The organism is Azospirillum sp. 11R-A (assembly GCF_049472615.1).
In the GTDB taxonomy this organism is placed as follows: Bacteria; Pseudomonadota; Alphaproteobacteria; order Azospirillales; family Azospirillaceae; genus Azospirillum; species Azospirillum palustre.
In genome coordinates, this window is sequence record NZ_JBCEBL010000001.1 from 274,188 (window position 1) to 294,510 (window position 20,323).

At 66.9% G+C, this 20,323-nt stretch carries 16 protein-coding genes and 1 tRNA gene; 8 read left to right on the top strand and 9 right to left on the bottom strand.

The features are described 5' to 3' along the window. Nucleotides 1–23: 23 nt before the first annotated feature. Nucleotides 24–1,379, bottom strand: coding sequence for a glutamate--tRNA ligase (gltX, locus tag VH569_RS01370; protein WP_423313410.1), 1,356 nt, complete (start codon nucleotides 1,377–1,379; stop codon nucleotides 24–26). A gap of 180 nt (nucleotides 1,380–1,559) precedes the next feature. Between gltX and elbB the strand changes: the two genes are divergently transcribed. From elbB to VH569_RS01385, 3 genes are all read left to right on the top strand, one after another. Further along, complete coding sequence (gene elbB / locus VH569_RS01375; protein ID WP_423313412.1) at nucleotides 1,560–2,228, top strand: isoprenoid biosynthesis glyoxalase ElbB; 669 nt, start codon at nucleotides 1,560–1,562, stop codon at nucleotides 2,226–2,228. Nucleotides 2,229–2,364: 136 nt separating this feature from the next. Further along, nucleotides 2,365–2,934: a hypothetical protein gene (locus tag VH569_RS01380; protein WP_098739245.1), complete on the top strand. Its 570-nt coding sequence runs from the start codon at nucleotides 2,365–2,367 to the stop codon at nucleotides 2,932–2,934. Between the two features lie 147 nt (nucleotides 2,935–3,081). Further along, a complete protein-coding gene (locus tag VH569_RS01385) occupies nucleotides 3,082–3,306 on the top strand; it encodes a hypothetical protein (protein ID WP_423313415.1) in 225 nt (74 codons plus the stop codon). A gap of 60 nt (nucleotides 3,307–3,366) precedes the next feature. Here the strand turns inward: VH569_RS01385 and nadE are convergent, their stop codons facing one another. Beyond that, nucleotides 3,367–5,064 carry an NAD(+) synthase gene (gene nadE / locus VH569_RS01390; RefSeq protein ID WP_423313417.1) on the bottom strand — a complete coding sequence of 566 codons (1,698 nt, stop codon included), beginning with the start codon at nucleotides 5,062–5,064 and terminating at the stop codon, nucleotides 3,367–3,369. Nucleotides 5,065–5,328: 264 nt separating this feature from the next. Between nadE and VH569_RS01395 the strand changes: the two genes are divergently transcribed. After that, complete coding sequence (locus VH569_RS01395; RefSeq protein ID WP_423313419.1) at nucleotides 5,329–6,312, top strand: hypothetical protein; 984 nt, start codon at nucleotides 5,329–5,331, stop codon at nucleotides 6,310–6,312. Between the two features lie 165 nt (nucleotides 6,313–6,477). Then, nucleotides 6,478–6,888 (top strand): nuclear transport factor 2 family protein, encoded by a 411-nt coding sequence (locus VH569_RS01400; protein ID WP_109051615.1) that lies wholly within the window; start codon nucleotides 6,478–6,480, stop codon nucleotides 6,886–6,888. A gap of 27 nt (nucleotides 6,889–6,915) precedes the next feature. Here VH569_RS01400 and VH569_RS01405 read toward each other — a convergent pair whose 3' ends face one another. From VH569_RS01405 to VH569_RS01415, 3 genes are all read right to left on the bottom strand, one after another. Beyond that, nucleotides 6,916–8,139 carry a serine hydrolase domain-containing protein gene (locus tag VH569_RS01405; RefSeq protein ID WP_423313422.1) on the bottom strand — a complete coding sequence of 408 codons (1,224 nt, stop codon included), beginning with the start codon at nucleotides 8,137–8,139 and terminating at the stop codon, nucleotides 6,916–6,918. A gap of 182 nt (nucleotides 8,140–8,321) precedes the next feature. Further along, nucleotides 8,322–10,049: an ArnT family glycosyltransferase gene (locus tag VH569_RS01410; protein WP_423313424.1), complete on the bottom strand. Its 1,728-nt coding sequence runs from the start codon at nucleotides 10,047–10,049 to the stop codon at nucleotides 8,322–8,324. Further along, the gene (locus VH569_RS01415; RefSeq protein ID WP_423313426.1) at nucleotides 10,046–11,167 is read right to left on the bottom strand and encodes a glycosyltransferase family 2 protein; all 1,122 of its coding nucleotides are present in this window, start codon (nucleotides 11,165–11,167) and stop codon (nucleotides 10,046–10,048) included. Before VH569_RS01415 ends, VH569_RS01410 begins: the two co-directional genes overlap by 4 nt. 413 nt (nucleotides 11,168–11,580) lie before the next feature. Here VH569_RS01415 and VH569_RS01420 point away from each other — a divergent pair, with 413 nt between their 5' ends. Further along, complete coding sequence (locus tag VH569_RS01420; protein WP_423313428.1) at nucleotides 11,581–13,590, top strand: HAMP domain-containing methyl-accepting chemotaxis protein; 2,010 nt, start codon at nucleotides 11,581–11,583, stop codon at nucleotides 13,588–13,590. A 160-nt stretch (nucleotides 13,591–13,750) separates the two neighbouring features. Beyond that, the gene (locus tag VH569_RS01425; RefSeq protein WP_423313430.1) at nucleotides 13,751–14,416 is read left to right on the top strand and encodes a hypothetical protein; all 666 of its coding nucleotides are present in this window, start codon (nucleotides 13,751–13,753) and stop codon (nucleotides 14,414–14,416) included. Nucleotides 14,417–14,513: 97 nt separating this feature from the next. On the opposite strand, the gene VH569_RS01430 is transcribed toward VH569_RS01425, so the two are convergent. The 4 genes from VH569_RS01430 to VH569_RS01445 form a co-directional block, all read right to left on the bottom strand. Continuing rightward, nucleotides 14,514–16,211: a methyl-accepting chemotaxis protein gene (locus VH569_RS01430; protein WP_174473530.1), complete on the bottom strand. Its 1,698-nt coding sequence runs from the start codon at nucleotides 16,209–16,211 to the stop codon at nucleotides 14,514–14,516. Nucleotides 16,212–16,833: 622 nt separating this feature from the next. After that, nucleotides 16,834–17,778: an AEC family transporter gene (locus tag VH569_RS01435; RefSeq protein ID WP_109051608.1), complete on the bottom strand. Its 945-nt coding sequence runs from the start codon at nucleotides 17,776–17,778 to the stop codon at nucleotides 16,834–16,836. Between the two features lie 83 nt (nucleotides 17,779–17,861). Then, complete coding sequence (locus VH569_RS01440) at nucleotides 17,862–18,530, bottom strand: RraA family protein (protein WP_423313433.1); 669 nt, start codon at nucleotides 18,528–18,530, stop codon at nucleotides 17,862–17,864. Between the two features lie 829 nt (nucleotides 18,531–19,359). Beyond that, nucleotides 19,360–19,434: transfer RNA gene (locus VH569_RS01445), tRNA-Gly, on the bottom strand. A 161-nt stretch (nucleotides 19,435–19,595) separates the two neighbouring features. On the opposite strand from VH569_RS01445, the gene VH569_RS01450 reads away from it, so the two are divergent. Beyond that, a complete protein-coding gene (locus VH569_RS01450; RefSeq protein WP_423313435.1) occupies nucleotides 19,596–20,156 on the top strand; it encodes a prolyl-tRNA synthetase associated domain-containing protein in 561 nt (186 codons plus the stop codon). Nucleotides 20,157–20,323: the final 167 nt, after the last annotated feature.

The window sequence follows — 20,323 nt, forward strand, 5'->3', positions numbered from 1 at the left end:
GAACTCCTGGATGAAGATAGGTTTCAGGCGGTTTCGCCGGCCAGACGCCGGAGGCTGCGCGCCCGTCCGATCAGGGGTAGCAGGTTCTTCAATTCCGGTCCATGGTCGCGCCCGGTCAGCGCGCGGCGCAGAGGAAGGAACAGCTCCTTGCCCTTGCGGCCCGTCGCCCCCTTCACCGCATTGGTCCAGGCGCCCCAGGTGCCGAAGTCCCACGGCTCGTCGGGCAGCAGCGCCGCCGCCTGGGCAAGGAAAGCGGCATCCTCCACCAACGGCGTCACCGGCGCATGGGTCACCGCCCACCAGTCCTGCGCGTCGCTCAGCCGCGCCAGATTGGGCCGCACCGCGTCCCAGAAAGCGGCATCAGCGCCCGTCAGGCCCAGCTTCTCCAGCCGGGCGGCCACCGCCTCGAACGGCGTCAGGTGCAGGATGCGGGCGTTCAGCCGGCCCAGTTCCTCCGGATCGAACTTGGGCGTGCCGCGGGCGATCTTCGACATGTCGAACTCCGCCACCAGCTCGTCGAGCGTCAGCCGCGCCTCGATGGGATCGGAGGTGCCAAGCTTCGCCAGCAGGCTGTTGACCGCCATCGGCTCGATGCCGTCCTCGTCGCGCAGGCTGCCGACCGACAGGCTGCCCAGCCGCTTCGACAGCCCCTGCCCGCCGGCATCGGTCAGCAGCGGCAGATGGGCGAAGGTCGGCACCACGGCACTGAGCGACTCGCCCAGGGCTTCGAAGATCTGGATCTGCACCGCGGTGTTGGCGACATGGTCCTCGCCGCGGATGATGTGGGTGATGGCGAAGTCGGCATCATCGACCACGCTGGTCAGGGTGTAGAGCGGCCGGCCATCCTCGCGGATCAGCACCGGATCGCTCAGCGCCGTGCCCTCGAACCGCACCGGCCCGCGGACGAGGTCGGTCCATTCCACCGGAGTCGGGTTCAGCTTGAAGCGCCAATGGGCCTTGCGCCCCTCCCCTTCCAGCCGGGCGCGATCCTCGTCGGTCAGGCGCAGCGCGGCACGGTCGTAGATCGGCGGACGGCCCTGCGACACCAGACTGGCACGCTTGAGGTTCAGTTCCTCCGGCGTCTCGTAGCAGGGATAAAGCCGGCCCGCGGCCTTCAACGCCGATGCCGCCTCGTCATAGCGCGGATAGCGGTCGCTTTCGCGAGCGAAACGATCCCAGGTCAGGCCCAGCCAGGTCAGGTCGGCGGCGATGGCGTCGGCGAATTCCTGGGTGGAGCGCTCCTCGTCGGTGTCGTCAAGCCGGAACATGAAGCTTCCGCCGGTCTTGCGCGCAAACAGCCAGTTGACGAGCGCAAGGCGCACATTGCCGACATGGATGCGGCCGGTCGGGCTGGGGGCGAAACGGACGGCGGTGGACATGGCAGGACTCGGGTTGCAGACGGGACAGGCGGGCAGTCCTAGCACGGCCGGCGCGCCTTCCGAAAGCGGTCCGCGACCGATGCATCCGCGCAACAGGTCGGGCATTGCGTCGGTTGCCACGGTAGGCGTGGGAAACGGGCTGCGCTAGCTTGGCGGCAAATCCAATCTCGGAGACATCCTATGGCGGACAAGAGCTTGCGCATCGGCGTCGTGCTGTCGGGCTGCGGCGTGTATGACGGCGCGGAAATCCACGAGGCGGTCTGCACCCTGCTGGCCATCGCCAGGGTGGGCGCGGTGGCGGTGTGCTACGCCCCCGACATTCCGCAGGCCCATGTCGTCAACCACCTGACCGGCCAGGAGACCGGCGAAAGCCGCAACGTGCTGGTCGAGTCGGCACGCATCGCCCGCGGCAAGATCACCGCGCTCAGCCAGTTCTCGGCCGGCGACGTCGATGCGCTGATCTTCCCCGGCGGATTCGGCGCCGCCAAGAATCTCAGCGACTTCGCCTTCAAGGGGGCCGACTGCTCGGTCAATCCGCAGGTGGTGGCCGCCGTCGCCGCCATGCGCGCGGCCGGCAAGCCGATCGGCGCGCTGTGCATCGCGCCGGCCATCCTCGCCAAGATCCTGGGCCAGCAGGGGGTGGAGTTGACCGTCGGCAACGATCCCGGCACCGTCGCCGCCCTGGAAGCGATGGGGGCGGTCCATCGCACCGCCACCCATGGCGAGATCGTTGTCGATCCGGGGCTGAAGGTGGTCACCTCCCCCTGCTACATGCTGGACGCCACTCTGGCCCAGATCGCCGAAGGGGCCGAGAATACTGTCAAGGCTCTGGTCGATCTGGCGAAGTAAGCAAGACAAACGCACGACGAAGGAGGTAGCGATACCTCCTTTGTTACGCGCAATGTCACAAAGCTGAGCAATAATTCATTAACCGCCTTCCCACACCCTTTGCCTCGGTTTCTTTTTTATCAGGCGAGGGTTGGCGATGACCTGCATTGTGGGATTGGTGGACGGCGATCGCGTGTGGATGGGCGGCGACAGCGCCGGGGTGAACGGGCTGGACATCACCGTCCGCGCCGACACCAAAGTGTTCCGCAACGGCGACAGCCTGATTGGCTTCACCAGTTCCTTCCGCATGGGCCAGCTGTTGCATTACCGGCTGGAAGTCCCGTCCCGCGACCATGACGCCGACCTGTTCCGCTACATGGTCGTCGACTTCGTCGATGCCGTCCGCAACTGCCTGAAGGACGGCGGCTACGCACACCGCTCCAACGACGTGGAGACCGGCGGCACATTCATGGTCGGGTTGGAAGGCCGCCTCTTCACCGTGCAGTCCGACTATCAGGTCGGCGAGGCGGTGCGCGGCTACCACGCCATCGGCTGCGGGTCGGATTATGCGTTGGGTTCGCTCGCCTCCACCGCCGGCCAGCCGCCGGAAGAGCGCGTGCTGAAGGCACTGGAATGCGCCGAGCTGTTCAATGGCGGCGTCCGTGCGCCCTTCACCATCCAGTCCAGCCTGCGCCGCCCGCAACTGGCGCTGACCGAAGCCGCGTAAACTCCGTCTTCGCTCCCACTCTTCGACCAAAGTCGGAAGCAACGGCAAAGGCTGCGCTCTGGCCATCCAAAGCATCGTGGCGTATGAACCCCTGTCTTGCTGCACTGCGGGACAGGGGATAACCACAAAAATCTTTGGGTGATAGAGATGACGGATCAAGCGGTTACCGCCGATGCTTATCTTGGTGAAGACACGAACCCGGCCGGGTTGTTGAGCAACTGGGGAAATTCGCCCTTCTTCGTCTTTCCCGCCATGATGCTGATCTTCATCATGCCGCTGGCGATCATCTTCCATCCGACCTGGGTGGTTCTGCCGGCCGTGCTGTGGACCTTCGGCATGATCGCCACGATCATCAAGCTGACGCGCGGCTGACGTCCGCAAGACTTCGAAACGGGTGTGAAGGGGGGCTCTGCCCCCTTCCACCCGCCCGCTCTACAGCAGATCGGTGAAGCCGCTGGCAATCGGAAAGCGCCGCAACCGCACCGTTGACCGGCGGGACACACGCGGCCCCGGCGGAGCCCCGCGGCGGCCTGCTTCCGCCCGAGCCATCAATCGCCAGACCGCCGCCACCGTCTCCGATGCATGACCGAGCGTCATGAGATCGGCCGGCGACAGCCCGCCATCGAGCAAGCCGGCCAGCAGATCGTCCAACGCCTCCGCCGGCGGTAGGCCAGCCGGAGTTTCAGCCTTCATCCGGCGCGTCAGCACACGCTCCGGCACCACAAGCCCGGCTGGCCCGCGCGATGCCGCCGGCTGGTTGCGGTTGCGCCAGCGCGCCAGTTCCAGCACCGCCGTCTTCGGCACGTCGGCCAGCACGGCATAGCCGCAACCCGTCTCCTCCGGCGCAAGGCCGAGCAGGCGGTCGGTGCGGTCCACGCTCGACAGCAGCAAGGCCCCCATCCGCTCCGCCAGCGCCGCCAGAGTCGCGGCACGCAGGCGGGCATGCATCCGCTCCACCGCCATGGCCGGATCGCGGCCGGCGAAGGCCGGGGCCAACAGCGAGTCGGCAGCCTTCAGCAGCGGCGCCAGCGCGACATTGTCGAGGCGGCAGCCCAGCAGTTCCACGATTTCCGCCGCGTCGTCCAGACTGTCGGCCAGGGCACCGGCAAGATCAGCGTCCGGGCCGCCCGGCAGCGGTGCCCGGACCGCCAGGACCCGCTCCGGCCCCAACGCATCGACGGCGATGGCGGCGACAAGCGCCGAGTCCAGACCGCCGGTCAGACCGACCGCCACACCCGGCGCGCCGGATTTCGTTACGGCATCGTGCAGACCCAGCACCAGCGCGCCATAGAGCGCCTCAGTTCCTTCAGCCGGAGCAATCGTTTCGGCCTCGGAACTGTCCCAGCCATCATCGTCTCCGCGCTCCCACCGGGTCAGCAGAAGATGTTCGGCGAACAGCGGAGCTTGGGCGACCAGCCGCCCGCCGGGGGCAAGCGCGAAGCTGCCGCCATCGAACACCCGCTCGTCCTGCCCGCCGATCAGGTTCACGGCGGCCAGCGGCAACCCGCATTCCACCACCCGCGCGACGCCGGCATGAATCCGCTGGTCGGCACGGCCAGGAGCGAAGGGACTTGCCAGCATGGCGACCAGCAGCTCGGCACCGCTTTCCGCCAGCGTTTCCGCAACGTCGCCGGTGGTCAGGTCGCCGCCGACCAGCAGGCCGATCCGCACCCCGCGAACATTGACCGGACCCGGCATCGGACCGCTATCGAAACGATCCTCCTCCGGCCCACCGATTTCGCCGGAATCCGTTACGGCCTGGAAACGAACCGCAGCGATTCTCCCACCATCCAGCAACAGCGCGGCATTGTGACGCTTCGATCCGTCGCGTCCCAAATCCCCAGGCACCGAATCCCCACGCCAGGGAACGCCGACCAGCAAGGCCGGCCCACCGTCGGCGGTGTCCTCCGCCAGCGCCTGCACCGTTGCCTCCACCGCGTCGAGGAAGGCGGGAAGTGCGGCCAGATCCAGCAGCGGGGCACCGGACAGGCCGACTGCGGGACAGACGACCAGATCGCCACCGCGCGCCGCGGCCTCAGCCCTTACGGCGCGGAGTCGGTCGGCATTTGCGGCGAGGTTGCCGGCGGCGGGATTGATCTGGGCGAGGGCTATGGACAGGCGGTCGGTCATGATGGCTGGCTCCCTTCTTCCGGGTCCTTTGGCGACAAGGGTAGCAGCCCCTTCTCCTTGGTGAAAGCTGCGGCTCGTCGCAGCTCATCACGCAGGCGGAACAAGTGGCGGCAAGTTATCGGATGAAGTTTCACAGTCGCCGACACTTAGTAAGGAAACGAATTTGTTTTAATCATTGAAAGAAATCCATGAAATTAACAAACGGTAAAGGTTGCCGGCGTCATGCTTCGGCTTGCACACAAACAACGCGATGCGGGGGCATCCATGTACTACGCGGAGCTCAGCGGCCCGAGCGGCAAACCGTCGGTGCTGTCCACGGCTGTGCAGAACGGCTCGTCAAAGACGGCCGGCACGGTGAAGGACGCGCTGGCCAAATCGGACGCGAAAACGGTAGACGGCGACACGGCAGACAAGAAGTCCCAGTCGCCGGCCTACACCATCAGCCAGTCGATGGAATCGCTGCTGGACAGCATGACCGGCAAGAGCGGCGCCCAGGCTGCGGGCGGGGCAGCGGGCGGGGGTAGCGCCCTGGCATCCGGCAGCGGCGTGGACCGTGCCAAGCAGGCCCAGTCGCTGATGCAGTCGGCGCTGGACCACGGCAAAGGTCTGGCCGGCATGTTCGGCAAGGGCATCGACGCCCTGAAACAGGGACTCGGCGACACGCTGAGCGCGCTCGGCGTTCCGCAGAACCGGATCGACGACGCCGTGAAGGGCTTCGGCGACGGGCTGAAGTCCAAGCTGGACGGCATGAACCTCAGCGACCTGTCGGTGGACATGCAGGCCACCCAGTCCCAGTGGTCGATCGAGTCGCACGGGATCGACCTGGAAATCCAGGACGGCGACCGCAGCGTCAAGATTTCCTTCGCGAAATCGACCCTGGATTTCCGCCGCGACGACCAGCGCCTGCAGGCCTCCCTGGGCAAGGGCGGCGACATGGCGCTCAGCGCCACCGGCATGACCACCACCGCCACCGGCAAATCGACCGGCATGATCGTGCGCTCCGACGGCTTCAGCGAGGATGAGATCAAGGACATCCTCGGCAAGCTGAACGACATGGCCGCCAAGGGCGGCGGCGGCGACGGGATGAAGGGGCTGGCGGTGCTGAAGCCGACCACGTCGAAGGACGGCGTCACCCACCTGACGCTCGACCTGTCCAATCCGATCGCAGGGCTGTCGGCCGGGAAGAGCGGGACGGCGGCCACCGCCGCAACTCCAGCGAAGTCGCAGGGCGTCGATCTGACCGCCTGAGGCGGTCCGATGCGGTCTCCGACGCGTTCATTGTCACAGCGCCGGCCCGGATCCGTCCGGACCGGCGCTTGCCCATGAGTGATGGCTTCTTTACAAGCGGTCCCGGTGCCGGCCCGCCGGGCCGGGCGCCGTCCGACCTCCCGGAACCATCGCCCGGATGAAGACATGACCGACCGCGACACGCTGCTGGCCCTGAACCAAGCCTTCTACAGGGCCTTCACCAACCGCGACGCCGCCGCGATGGAAGCCCTGTGGGCGGAAACGCTGCCCGTCTCCTGCATCCATCCCGGCTGGACCGCCCTGTTCGGGCGCGACGCCGTGCTGACCAGCTGGCGCGACGTTCTGCGCACACCCAGCGGCATTACGGTGGCGGCCCGGAACGAGCGGGTCACCCTGCACGGCGACACCGCACTGGTGGTCTGCGAGGAAACGCTGGGCGATGCCGTCCTGGCCGCCACCAACCTGTTTGCCCGCGAAAAAGGCAACTGGCGCCTCGCCCATCATCAGGCGGGTCCCATCGCCCCAGCCCGCGCCGATGTCGAGATCCCGGTCAAGCCGCTGCGGCGCCTGCACTGAACCGGACCGCGGCTTCACGACAGGGCCTCAGGGCAGGCTCGCCACCTCCGGCCGCGCTTCCAGACGACGGACGAGGTCGATCACCACATGGTCGGCGGTGACCTGATCGGGATCGCTGTTGGTCAGGGCCACAACGCCCCAGCGATGCGCCTTCGAGAAGGCGATATAGGCGTTGAAGCCGCCGGTGGAGCCGGAATGCCAATAGATCGGCGTGCCGTCCGTGGCCCAGGCGACGAACCATCCGAGCGCCATCGCCCCGCTTCCCAGGCTGCCGGGATCTGCCAGCGACCGGCCGTCGACCTGCACCGACTGCGCCAGCGCCAGGGTGGCCGCCACCGGCGGCGCACAGCCGTGACCGTCCGACCCAACGGCGGCACCGCCCGGGCAATCGCCGAGATTGGCGGAGAGCCAGCGCAGCAGATCGTCGGCCGAGGAATAGAGGCCGAAAGCGGGCAGCATCGCCGGCGCCTCCCAATCCGGCACGGTCCGGCCACGGGCATGGCCCGCCGCCTTGCGCATCCGCTGCTCCGCCGTCGGGTGCAGGGTGGTGTCGCGCAGCCCGAACCGGTCGGTCACCACCCGTTTCAGCAAGGTCTCGTAAGATTGGCCGGCCGCCGCCGCCAGCGCCTCGCCCAGCACCGACATGCCGGCATTGGAATAGCTGAAACGCACGCCCGGCGGCACCGGCAGCCGGTAATCGGACAACCACAGCGCCAGCTCGCCCCGCGACAGCGGCTTGTAGGGATTGCGCGGATCCTCCAGCCGGCTCCAAGAGAAGCGGGGAGTTTCCGGCACGTTCGGCAGGCCGGCGGTGTGTGTGGCGAGATCGCGCAGCCGGATCGGACGGCCGTCATAGTCCGGCACATGGGCGACCTGCACCGCGCCGACCCGGCGCAGATGGCGCTGAAGCGGGTCGGCGGGGTCGACGCGGCCCTCCCGCATCAGTTCCGCCATGATGGTGCCGGTGAAGGGCTTGGTCAGCGACGCGATCTGGAACAGGGTGCGCCCGTCGGCCGGCCCGCCATCCGGCCGCCCGGCATTGCCACGCCCGACCACCAGCGTCCGGCCGTCGCGGATGACGCCGACCACCAGGCTGCCGGTTCCGGCCACCGGCTGCCGTTCCTCCACCGCACGGGTGACCGCATCGACCAACGGGTCGGGAGCCCGGTCCAGGCCGATGGCCCCGGTCGGACCGAGCGGAACGCTCCACAGCAGCAGGCACAAAGCGCCCCAAAGCAATCCGCGCCCCATGCACACCTCCGCCCGCTCCCAATCGCGAGCCTGGAGAGTGGGCAGACGTACGGCAGGCGGACAGGGCCGCGAAGGGTGATGCGGCGAAAGACGGGGCGGGAGCCGCTGGGGTACTCCCCAACTGTCCCATCGCCGCCCATCAGGTCAGGCTTGGCAGGCCGGAATCAGCTATTCGCCAGCGGCTATTCGGTGGGGATTTCGGCCCTTGGCGGACGGCGGTCCTTGACCACCGACAGCGGCACGTCGTCGGCGGCGATCTCCAGGATCGGATGGCCGTCCAGCAGCGACGGACACCGCTTCACCTGGGTGAACGCCAGGAAGAAGTCCGCCTTGCGCCAGTCCGGCTCGATCCCGTTCACCAGGCGCAGCCAGGGCGGCAGCTCGAACCGCACCGCCAGCGTGTTGCCGCAGACGGTCAGTGTGTATTGCCGCGGCGGGGCATGGCCATCGTTCTCGCGCTCGACATACTCGATCAGTTCCTGCAACGCCTCGTGCAGGGAGTTGCCCCAGTAATCAAGTTCGAACCGGCCGTCGGCGCCGCGTACGCCCCCGACAAACTGGTTGTAATAGACGTACTGGTTCGGATGCATGGCGCCCAGCTGCCATGCGTACACCACGGCGACCACGGTCATCGCGGCGGCGAACCCCTGCCCCAGTGCCCGGCCGCCGCGCTGCGACAGAGTCCACAGCCGGTCGGCCGCGATGGCGGCCATCACCACGAAAGGCGGCGCCAGGAACAGGAAATGGCGGATGCCGTTGTAGACGGACGGCCGCATCAGCACGAACAGCAGGATCGGCAGGAAGCCCGCCAGCACCAGCGGGGTATAGCGGACCACGGTGAAGGCGCCGGCGCGCCGCCAGCCGCCGCGCGCCAGCCACACCGCCGCCATGATGACCGCGGCCCCGACGCCGATCACCACCGCCTCCGGCAGCTTCACCGCCAGATAGACCGGAAGGTACAGGGCGGGCGGGTCGTTCGAATGGACCAGTTCGCCCATGAACAGCGTCTGGATGTCGATCGGGAAGTGGGAGACGACGCGCAGCGCCTCCAGCGGGTTGCGGAACGGCCGCTGCACCACCCAGGGCCAGAACACCGCCATGATGGCGTAGGCGACCGGGATCGCCGGCCACAGGGACAGGAAGGCGCGCCGCGCATCGGCCAGCGCCCAGCGGTGCCCCTCCTGCCGGGTGACCAGCGCGAAATGCAGCGCCATGGCGACCGCCAGATAGAAGCCGGCCAGCACCGCACCGACGCGGATCGCCAGCGTCATGCCCAGCACCAGCCCGAACTTCAGCACGGCGCTCCGGCTGGGACGTGGCATCTGCTTCAGGATGCGGGTGGCGAAATAGAGCGTCCACACCATGCCGGCCGCAAAGGGCACGTCCTTGGTGTTGTTGAACATGGCGCCGTAATAGACGCCGCTCAGCGACAGCAGGGCCGCCGCGATGAAGCCGGCGCGCGGGCCGGCCAGCAGCCGGGTGTAACGCCAGGTTCCGGCGATGCCCAGCACGCCGACCAGCGCGCAGAGCAGGTGCCGCGTCTCGTATTCCTCGAAGGGGGAGAAGGGCACGATCACGGCGGTGACGAGGTCGAACAGCCCGCCGTAATAGGCCAGATCCTTGAAATGGAAGGCCGACCGGTCCTGGAAGCCGCTGAGGTAATAGGACAGCAGCTTCTTGCCGTAGATGTGCTGCACCTCCTCGTCGGTGCTGATGCCGTAGCTGAGGAAGGTCAGCGCCGCCAGGATCAGCACGCCCAGAAGAAGCGCGCGCGACAGTCCGTCCCACAGGGCCGCCTCGCCGCGTGGCAGCGCGCGGCCGGCCGCCGTGGCGGTGGCGGGACGCGGGCGGCGGGCGCCACTACCGGCATCCTCCCCGTCGCCGGTGTGCAGACGGGACTCGATGCTCATCGGCGCGGCTCCTGCCCCGCTGTTCCGTCGCCGAAGCTTTCGCCGACAGGGTCCAGATCATGCTCGTGCCGGCCGTCCGCCGGACCGAAGCCGTGGGCGGAGCGGACAATGAACAGCGGTCGTCCCTTCACCTCGGCGAAGACACGGCCCAGATAGTCGCCGATGATGCCCAGGGTGATCAGTTGGAGGCCGCCCAGGAACAGCACGGCGACCAGCAGCGATTCATAGCCCGGCACGTCGATGCCGTGGATCAGCGTGCGGATCAGCCGGATCAGGATATAGACGAAGGCGACACCGGACACCGCCATGCCGACCAGACTCCACACCCGCAGCGGGAAGGTGGAGAAGGCGGTCAGCCCGTCGAAGGACAGGCGCAGCAGCTTGACGAAGCCCCATTTGGTGTCGCCGCCGGCACGCTCGCCCTGCTCGTAGGGGATCGCGGCCTGACGGAAGCCGACCCAGGCGAAGATGCCCTTCATGAAGCGCGTGCGCTCCGGCATCCGGTTGATGACCTCGACGACGCGGCGGTCCATCAGGCGGAAATCGCCGACCTCGCGCGGCAGCTTGATCTCCGACAGATGGTCGAAGACCCAGTAGAACATACGGGCGAACAGCCGGTGCTTCAGGCTCTGCCCGACACGGGCATGGCGCACCGCGACCACCACGTCGAAGCCCTCGCGCCACTTGGCGATGAAGGCCGGCAGCAGTTCCGGCGGATGCTGCAGGTCGGCGTCCATCGGCACGATGGCGTCGCCGGTGGAGTGGCTGAGCCCGGCGGAGAGCGCCAGTTCCTTGCCGAAATTGCGGGACAGGTCGACGACCTTCACCCGAGGCTCGCGGTCATGGACGTCCAGCAGCCGGTCGACGGTGTCGTCGCGGCTGCCGTCGTTGACGCACACCACCTCCCAATCCATGCCGAGCCCGTCCAGCACCGGCACCAGCCGGGCGAACAGGGCGTCGATGTTGGGACCCTCGTTGTAGAAGGGAATGACGACCGACAGGCAGCCGCGCCGTGGACGGCCGTATCGGTCAGCCGGGGGGCGGCCGGCCGCAGGACGGGTGAGAACGGTGCGGGCATCCGGGGAAGCCGCGGAAAGGGGCGCGTCGGGAATGGACATGGCCAGCCGTCGGATCAAAGCGTCAGGGACCGGGAGATGGGGGGATCGGCGACGACCCCGGACGGCCGCTGCGCCCTTTGGCATATATCACGATACGGGGGGATGTTCAAAATGCCTCTCCTGTGACCGCCGCGGCACAAAAAATGGACTGTTCGCCCGTGAAAGCGTCCGGACACCCGCAACCCGCAGTCCAACGAAACAGGCAAACATCCGGCGTTGCGGTTTATTCCAACGATGCGGAACGACTGCTTTCCCCTAGGTCATTCATGGGTCTCTTCGGTTATCGGCGCGCAAGGCCGGTCCATACCGGGGCATGTGGCATGCTTCCTGAAACCGGCCTTTTGGAACAGGTCGCTATCACTGACCTTTTCAGGTTCCGCGCAGCACCCCCCGTGCCGATGGAGGCCCCGGCCATGAGCCTTTTCAATCGCTTTTCCGTAGGAACGAAGATCACGGCGGCCAGCGCCGGCATTCTGGTGTTCCTGGTGCTGATCGGCGGCATCGGCGTGGCGGCCCTGTCGGAGGCCGGCGGCGCAGTGGACACCTATCGGCAGCTCGGCCAGCAGACCAACGAGCTGGGGCGCATCCAGGCCCTGATGCTGGAGATGCGCCAGCAGGCCACCCGCTTCCTGCTGACCGGCGATCCGGAGGTCGGCGCGACCGTCCGGCGCACGGCGCAGGAGGCGGCGCAGTCCATCGACAAGACCCGCGCTTTGGTCACCGACCCTGCCCTGTTGCAGACCGCCGACCATATGGCGCAGGAGATCGCCCAATACCAGGAGGCCTTCGCCGCTGCGATGGATTTCCAGGCCCAGCGCAGCAAGGCCATCTCCGAACTGGACGAGATCGGCCCGCGGCTGGAAAGCGCGCTGGACAACATCATGGACAGCGCCAGCACCGGGGGTGACACCGACGCCGCCTATTTGGCAGGCATGGCGTTGCGCCACATGCTGTCGGCCCGCATTTCGGCGACCCGCTACAACATTGACGGCTCTCCGGCGCTGGCCAGCCAGGCCCGGTCCCAGTTCACCGATGCCGCCAGCCGTGGCGGTGCCATGATGGCGAAGCTGACCGACATGGACCGCCGCAAGATGGCGATGTCCTACACCGCCATGCTGCGTGTCTACATCACCGGCTTCAACGGCGTGGTCAAGGCGACAACCGAGCGTGACCGGCTGGTCAAGGAGGTGCTGATCCCCGTCGGCGATTCCATCGCCAATGAGGCGGAGCAGCTGACGGTGGCGAGCGTCGACGCCCAGAAGAGCCTGGGCATGGCAACCGGCGCCTTCATCGACAAGGCGCGCGGCGGGATGACGATCGCCTCCCTGATCGCGGTGGTGCTGGGGCTGGCGACGGCGCTGCTGATCGGCCGCGGGTTGTCGCGGCCGGTGGTGGCGATGACCGACCGCATGACCCGTTTGGCCGGTGGCGACCGCAGCGTCGACATTCCCGGCCTGCAGCGCGCCGACGAGATCGGCGGCATGGCCAAGGCCCTGCAGGTGTTCAAGGACAGCCTGATCGAGAGCGACCGGCTGGCCGAGGTCCAGCGCGCCGACCATGAGGCCCAGCGCAGCCGCGGCGAGCGCATCGACCGGCTGACCCAGGAGTTCGACCGGCTGGTGTTGCAGGCGCTGGGCCGGGTGTCGGCGGCGGCGACGCAGTTGCAGGCGACCGCCCAGACCATGTCGGCAACCGCGGAACAGACCACCCGGCAGGCCGATGCGGTCGCCAACGCCTCGCTCGATGCGACCGGCAATGTGGAGACGGTGGCCGCCGCGACGGAGGAACTGACCGCCTCCATCGCCGAGATCGGCCGGCAGGTGGCGGAAAGCACCCGGATCGCCGGACAGGCGGTCGCCACCGCCGAGAAGACCGACGGTACCGTCCGCGGGCTGGTCGACGCCGCCCAGCGCATCGGCGAGGTTGTGCAACTGATCACCGACATCGCCAGCCAGACCAACCTGTTGGCCCTGAACGCGACCATTGAGGCGGCCCGCGCCGGCGAGGCGGGCAAGGGTTTCGCCGTGGTGGCGTCGGAGGTGAAGAGCCTCGCCAGCCAGACCGCCAAGGCGACCGAGGAAATCGGCAGCCAGATTGCCGGTATCCAGGAAATCAGCCGGCAGGCGGCGGGCGCCATCGCCGAGATCGGCCGGGTGATCGCCGAGATCAACCACATCTCTACCACCATCGCCGCCGCGGTGGAGGAACAGGGAGCCGCCACCAAGGAGATCAGCCGCAACGTCCAGCAGGCGGCGCGCGGCACGCAACAGGTGTCCGGCAACATCGCCGGCGTGTCGGAGGCCGCGGCCTCCACCGGCGATGCCTCGCGCGAGGTGCTGACCGCCGCCGACGGGCTGAACCACGAGGCGACCGACCTGCGCGGCTTCGTGTCGCGCTTCCTGTCCGACATGCGCGCGGCGTAAGAAACCGCATCGATCCCAAGCGGCACCATGACAGTTATGGCGCCGGCAGGACCCGAAAAGACCGGGACTTGCCGGCGCCATTGTCTTGCCGGGCAGCCCTGCTGCTCTGCACGGTTACATTCCCCTTGCGCCGGGACGCCCCCTTGGGCACATAGGCCCCATGATCCTGACCCCCATCGCCATCGACGACATGCCGAAGGCCATCGCCGCCTTCGACGCCCATCTGGACGGCCATGCCCAAGCGCGCGCCGCTTTCCGCCGGATCGCCTCGACTTGGCCCGTGCGGCCGGACGACGAGCCGGGCGGTGGCGTCGACACGCCGGCACACCGGGCGGACGCTGTGCGGCTGGCCCATGCCCATGGCATCGACACGCTGGACGAGCCGCCCAGCCGCTCCTTCATGTGGGACGGCAAGGTGATCCGCACTGATGTCGAGGCGACGGTGATCGTGCATGAGGTGACGCACTGGCTGTGCGCGGCGCCGGAGCGGCGGACGCTGATCGATTACGGTCTTGGCCCCGGTCCGGAGACCACCGCCCGCAAGGAGGCGCGCGCCGACAAGCGCCTGTGCTTCGAGGACTGCATGCATGAGGAGCAGCAGACGTCGCTGCTCGGCGTGCTGTGGGAGGTCGAGCTGGGCCAGCCGGGGATCCTGGCCTTCCTGGAACAGAACTGGATGGAGCATTGGGAGCGGTCGAGCACCGCTGCCTTCTTCATCCGCCATGCCGAGGAACTGTTCGCCCGCGGCCTGATCGACGCCGACGGCCGGCCGACGACGGCACGCGACTGGGCGGATGCACGCAAGACGGTGCTGGAGAGCGTCTGACGCCTAAAGAAACCGGATGCCGGATCGAAAAACGCCCTCTCCTGCACAATGCGGGAGAGGGCGTTTTTCGTTTTACCTCACCGTTACACCCCCACCATCACGCCGCGGTGATGCGGGTGATGAAGGCTTCGATCTCGTGGTCGAGGCGGTTGAAGCTGCGCGACAGTTCCTCGGTCGTGTTCTGCACCGACCCGGCGGAATGGCCGGTGGTTTCGGCGGCCTGCTGGACCAGACGCATTTCCTGCATGACCGCCATGGTGTCGACAGCGGCGCGCTGGGACCGGGCGCTGATGTCGCGGGTGGCGGCGTCCTGCTCCTCCACCGCCGCGGCGACGGTGCCGAGGGACTCGTCGACCTGCCGGATGGTGCCGACGATGGCGCGGATGGCGCCGACCGCCGCATGGGTCGCGGCCTGGACCGCGGCGATTTCGGCGCCGATCTCCTCGGTCGCCTTGGCGGTCTGGTTGGCAAGGCTCTTCACCTCCTGGGCCACCACGGCGAAACCCTTGCCGGCCTCGCCGGCGCGCGCCGCCTCGATGGTCGCGTTCAGCGCCAGCAGGTTGGTCTGGCCGGCGATGGACTGGATGAGGCCGACGACCTCTTCGATCTTGCGGCTGGCTTCGCTCAGCCCCTGGACGATGCTGTCGGTGCGGCCGGCCTCATCCACCGCGCCGCGGGCGAGCTGCGCCGACTGGCTGATGGAGCGGGTGATCTCGTCGATGGAGGCGCGGAGCTGTTCAGCACCTGCCGCGACGCTTTCGACCTCGCTGGTCGCCTCCTGCACCGAATGGGCGACGCTGTCGCTGTGGTGGCTGGTCTGCTTGGCGTTGTCGAGCATCGAGTTGGCTTCGTTGCGCATCGACGTCGCCGACCGCACCACCTCGCCCATCATCGCCTTGACCGACGCCTCCAGGTCGTTGGCGAGCGCCGTCATCGCCTGCCGTCGCTCCTGCTCGTTGCGCAGGCGCATCGCTTCCTGCTCCCGCGAGAGTTCCTGCACGCGGACGGCGTTTTCCTTGAAGACCTGAACCGTGCGGGCCATCTGGCCGATCTCGTCGCCGCGCTCCGCAGCGGGGATGTCAGCCTCCAGGTTGCCGCGCGCCAGCCGCTCCATCACGTCGGTCAGGCGCACGATCGGGCGGGCGATGTTCATGCCGATGAACAGCGCGACGCCGACTGTCACCAGCAGGGCCGCCGCGGCCACCGCCATGAAGGCCTGGGTGGTGTTGTCGACCGATGCGTTGACCTCGGCGTAGGCATCGGTCGAAACCTTGCGCTTGTAGGTCAGATAGTCGCGGCTGGTTCCCTGCAATCGGGTGTAGGCGGCCTGCACCTCCTGCAGGAAGTCCAGCGGATCGACGCCCATCTTCAACAGGTCGAGGAAGCTGCCCACCTTCGCCAGATAGGTGGCGCTGTCGGCACCGAACCGCTCGAAGAACTTCGCCTCGTCGTCGGTGTCGGCGGTGGCGCCCTTCAGGGCCTCCGACTGGCTCTTCAGCTTGCCGAGCTGGTTGCCGAGGGCCTTCATCTCCTCTTCCACCGCCTTCGGCGAGGCGTTCGCGCTGCTGAGGATCACGGTCCGGTACATGCCGGCGTGGGCCACCGTCAGGGTATCGGTCAGCCCCTGGATTTCCGCTTCCCGGGTGAAGGAGCGGTTGAACAGGGCGTCGAGCAGCGTCGACTGCTGGGTGATCGCCGACCAGCCGAGCAGCGCGATCACCAGCATGCCGATGATCGCCGTCGTCGCCGGAATGGCCATCTTGACGGGGATGTGGAAGTTGTTGAGGAGGGTCATGGGGCACCTGCGTCGGCCGGCTGTCCGTGGCGCGAACGATCCGGTATGGCATTGGGGCGGAGGAACGTGCGGCTGCCGCGCGACGCCGCTCCGGTCGATGAAACCCTGCGGGGACGGACTCCCGCGCCGGTTCCGGGAATGGCATCGACGCGGCCTGCCCGCCGGCACGGCCATCGCTGCGCCATCTCACCCGGAAAATCTTTTGCAATGATTAACGCGCTTGTTTTTGTACGAGTCTTTGATCTTACACAGTCGAGTCCGATTTTCTTCGACATCGAAGCGTTCGGAGTCTTGAACATACTATGATATGCGACAGAAGAGACGGCTTTATTGTTATCCGGAATGAAACTGGCCAATTCCCGCCACCGAAGCGTCGGATTATCATATTCCGTGTTCTGGAAGATCAAGACACAGCCTTGCCGATATCATGATGCTTAGAAATTCATACAATTAGAGGCTAACAGGATTTTTCTCTCCTATCAATGGCGGTAATGGCGGCCATACTGCCGCATGCAGCGTGGAGCACGCCACCGCTCCTCCGGATCGATCGGCGGATCCATCAAGTAAATTCAGCGTATTTGAAATTGCTTCGGCAATACCCGCGGGCCGTTCCGGCCCGGCGTCAGCCTGCAGACGACACCATGAAGGCGATGGAGATCGACACCGGCGACAGCAGAGTGGAGATCAGCAGAGACATCGACACCACCTCACGCCCGGCATTGTAGCGCTCCGCGAAAACATAGGCGTTGATGCCGATGGGCAAGGCCGCGGCGGTCACGGCCGGGGCGACCCACAGCGGCGGCAGGTCGAAGACCTGGGTGGCCAGCAGCCAGGTCAGCAGCGGGTGCAGCCCGGTCTTCAACAGCGCCACCACGGTGGCCGGCAGCACCGCGCCCGAGGCCGGGCTGAGCGCCAGCGACGCCCCCAGCGTGAAGCAGGCGCAGGGAAGAACCGTCTGCGCCATCATGGTGAAGCTCTTCATCACCATGGGCGGGATCGCCAGATGGATCAAATTGGCGGCCAGCCCCAAAATGACCGACACCACCAGCGGGCTGGTCAACGTCGCCTTGGCGGCGTCCAGCGTCGCCTTCACCGGCCGCCCGGCCCGGCCGTTGCGCGCCGATCGCTGGGTTTCCGCCAGCATGGTGGCCGAGGTGAACAGCAGGGGCGATTGGAAGACGATCAGCAGCATCACCGGGACCGCCACGGTCGGCCCATAGGCCTCCATGATGATCGGCGATCCCAGCAGCGCGATGTTGGAAAAGGAACTGGCAAGGCCGATGGGAGCGATCTGCTCCCGCCGGCCGGCCATCCGCATCCACAGCCCGCCGACCAGGAAGACCGCGACCGCCGCGATGTAGAAGGAACCCAGCACCGCCCATTCCAGCGGGTCCGGGATGTCCGCCCGCGCCATGTTGGAGAACAGCAGCGCCGGCAGCGCATAGATGCCGAGGAAACGGGAAAGCCCCTGGACCATCGCAGTGCTGAAGCCACGGTAGCGCGCCGCCCAGAAGCCAAGGGCGATCAGGCCGAACATCGGCAGGACGATCTGGAAAATCAGCGACATGGACGCGGCACCATGGGGGGCGGGGTCGGCAACGACCGACAATGCGGCCGACGATGCGGGGGCTTTCCTTTACACGGTTCCGCTCAGTCGGCGGGAACGATCTCCAGCGGCGGGACGCCCAGCACGTCCACCAGGGTGGCGCCGGCCTCGATCTGCTCGGTCCACTTGCGCTCCCGCTCCAGCAGGGCGAGGCTCTGGGTCAGGGCGGCGTCGGCGAAGGCCAGCGGCACCACGACCACGCCGTCCTCGTCGCCCAGGATCAGGTCGCCGGGATTGACCGGCACGCCGCCGATGGCCGCGATGACGTCCATCTTGCCGCCGAAATTCTTGTGCGGGCCACGGGCCACGGCCCCCTTGGCGAAGACCGGCAGGCCCAGCCCGCGGATTTCGTGCAGGTCGCGGACCGAACCGTCGACAACCAGACCGCCCAGCGCACGCCGCTTGCTGCAGCGCACCACCCATTCGCCGGCCAGCGCCACATCGTCCAGGCCGCCGCCGGCCACCACCACCACGTCACCCGGTTCCGCCAGGCTGACGGCGTGGTGCACCATGCTGTTGTCGCCGGGCATGGTGACGACGGTGCGGGCCTGACCGCAGATGCGCATACCGGGGACCATCGGCTTGATCCGCGAGTCCATGCTCTGACACCGGTTCATCGCGTCAGAGGCGACACTGCTGGGAACCGACGACCATTTGGCGAGGGCATCGGTGGACAGCCGGGGATAGTCGACGAGATAGCGCTGCATAGCCATGACGGTTTCCTTTCCTGGTATCTGGGTCTTGGTATCCGGGCTTCGTATCCGGGTCGGGAGGTCGGGGTCGAAGTCCGGAGAGGCGGAGGTCGGCAGAGGCCCCCGGTGAGGGACCGTCTCTCGATTCCGGCGAGGTTGGACGGAGGTGGGGCGGGGGCGGAGCCGAACCGTGCTTTCAGCCATCCCGAATTCCCGCGCCGAATTCCTGCCGGAACAACGGCGGCGAAGCGGTGCCGGCCGAGCGAAGGCAAATGGCCGGAGCATCCTTTCACGGGAATGTTTCTGAATTTTTACCGGGTTTTCCGCAAAGTTTCTTCGTTCGCCACAACCCCCGGAGCATTATGCACCATTTATTTAGATTTTGAAGTGTACCTCCCTATGCGGTCATACGCAAGGAGGTTGACAATCTGTAAATACGTCATAGGAAATTCCGCATCCCCTTTCGGGCCATCTCAACATGAAACACAGCCAAAACGAGAAATTTCCAGAAAATTACAACGGACGCTGACGGCAGGAACAACTGCGGGCGTGCTGAACGGTCTTTTGCCGGAGCGGCGGGAACATCATGCCGTTTCAGCCTCACCATCCGCCTACAATTGTATGACGATCAGGCTTTGACTTGCCGCAATTGAAAGCTGAAAGAATGAGATGGGTTGTCGATCCCGCGGATCAGCGATCCGATGGGCGATCATCCCCTACGGGGGGCTTGCGAACCGCAAGCCGGTAAGTCCGGATGGACTGGAAACAGGAGGGAGAAAATGCGAAAGGCCGGCACCCGAAGGTCCGGCCTTTTGAAATCGCATGCTCCAGCGTAAAGTCTGGATGAAACTGGAGCGGGCGAAGGGATTCGAACCCTCGACCCCAACCTTGGCAAGGTTGTGCTCTACCCCTGAGCTACGCCCGCGCTCCATTCCATCGTCCGGCGTTTCATCGGTTCAGACCGTTGTCGCTGCCGTCCGGCGGTGTGCGGCGGACTATACTCATCGGCCGACGCAATGCAAGCGCCTTGTTTCAGTTTTTTTCACCGTCTGGACGATTTTCCGCGCGCCCGGTACAAGGGCTGTCATGGACACCGCATCGACCTCCCTTCCGGACGCCTCCCTTCCCGATGGGGACGCGCCGCTGCCGACCTCGCCGGATCAACTGCTGGCGCGGCTCGACGCGCTGGGCATCCAGGCGACCACGCACAGCCACCCGCCGCTGCACACGGTGGAGGAAAGCAAGGCCCTGCGTGGCGCCCTGCCCGGCGGCCATTGCAAGAACCTGTTCCTGAAGGACAAGAAGGACCAGCATTGGCTGGTGGTGGCGCTGGAGGATGCGAAAATCGACCTGAACCGGCTGGACAGGGCCATCGGGTCGGCGCGGCTGTCCTTCGCCTCGGCGGAGCGGCTCTGGCGCTTCCTCGGCATCCGGCCGGGATCGGTCACGCCCTTCTCGCTGGTCAACGACACCGGACACAAGGTGCGCGTGGTCCTGCAGCAGGCGATGATGGAGCATGACCTGCTGAACTATCACCCGCTGCTGAACGACCGCACCACCGCGATCCGGCGGGACGACCTGATGCGCTTCATCCGCGCCTGCGGTCACGAACCGGCAATCGTCGAGTTCGGCCGCACGCAGGAATGACGGGCCGGCGCCTCTGCACAGAGCCTGTCCACGCAATGCTTGCCCACGCAATGCTTGCTTGAGCCGCCCTGCGCGCTCACATATGTCGCCAACGATGAGGATCCGGGCCGGCCGGATCGGCAACTCCATGGCCCACCGGGATGTCCTAATGGGCCAGGCATCACCAA

Coding starts and splice junctions, on each gene's coding strand:
- gltX (WP_423313410.1), bottom strand. CDS start 1,379: ATGTCCACCGCCGTCCGTTTCGCCCCCAGCCCGACCGGCCGCATCCAT.
- elbB (WP_423313412.1), top strand. CDS start 1,560: ATGGCGGACAAGAGCTTGCGCATCGGCGTCGTGCTGTCGGGCTGCGGC.
- VH569_RS01380 (WP_098739245.1), top strand. CDS start 2,365: ATGACCTGCATTGTGGGATTGGTGGACGGCGATCGCGTGTGGATGGGC.
- VH569_RS01385 (WP_423313415.1), top strand. CDS start 3,082: ATGACGGATCAAGCGGTTACCGCCGATGCTTATCTTGGTGAAGACACG.
- nadE (WP_423313417.1), bottom strand. CDS start 5,064: ATGACCGACCGCCTGTCCATAGCCCTCGCCCAGATCAATCCCGCCGCC.
- VH569_RS01395 (WP_423313419.1), top strand. CDS start 5,329: ATGTACTACGCGGAGCTCAGCGGCCCGAGCGGCAAACCGTCGGTGCTG.
- VH569_RS01400 (WP_109051615.1), top strand. CDS start 6,478: ATGACCGACCGCGACACGCTGCTGGCCCTGAACCAAGCCTTCTACAGG.
- VH569_RS01405 (WP_423313422.1), bottom strand. CDS start 8,139: ATGGGGCGCGGATTGCTTTGGGGCGCTTTGTGCCTGCTGCTGTGGAGC.
- VH569_RS01410 (WP_423313424.1), bottom strand. CDS start 10,049: ATGAGCATCGAGTCCCGTCTGCACACCGGCGACGGGGAGGATGCCGGT.
- VH569_RS01415 (WP_423313426.1), bottom strand. CDS start 11,167: ATGTCCATTCCCGACGCGCCCCTTTCCGCGGCTTCCCCGGATGCCCGC.
- VH569_RS01420 (WP_423313428.1), top strand. CDS start 11,581: ATGAGCCTTTTCAATCGCTTTTCCGTAGGAACGAAGATCACGGCGGCC.
- VH569_RS01425 (WP_423313430.1), top strand. CDS start 13,751: ATGATCCTGACCCCCATCGCCATCGACGACATGCCGAAGGCCATCGCC.
- VH569_RS01430 (WP_174473530.1), bottom strand. CDS start 16,211: ATGACCCTCCTCAACAACTTCCACATCCCCGTCAAGATGGCCATTCCG.
- VH569_RS01435 (WP_109051608.1), bottom strand. CDS start 17,778: ATGTCGCTGATTTTCCAGATCGTCCTGCCGATGTTCGGCCTGATCGCC.
- VH569_RS01440 (WP_423313433.1), bottom strand. CDS start 18,530: ATGGCTATGCAGCGCTATCTCGTCGACTATCCCCGGCTGTCCACCGAT.
- VH569_RS01450 (WP_423313435.1), top strand. CDS start 19,596: ATGGACACCGCATCGACCTCCCTTCCGGACGCCTCCCTTCCCGATGGG.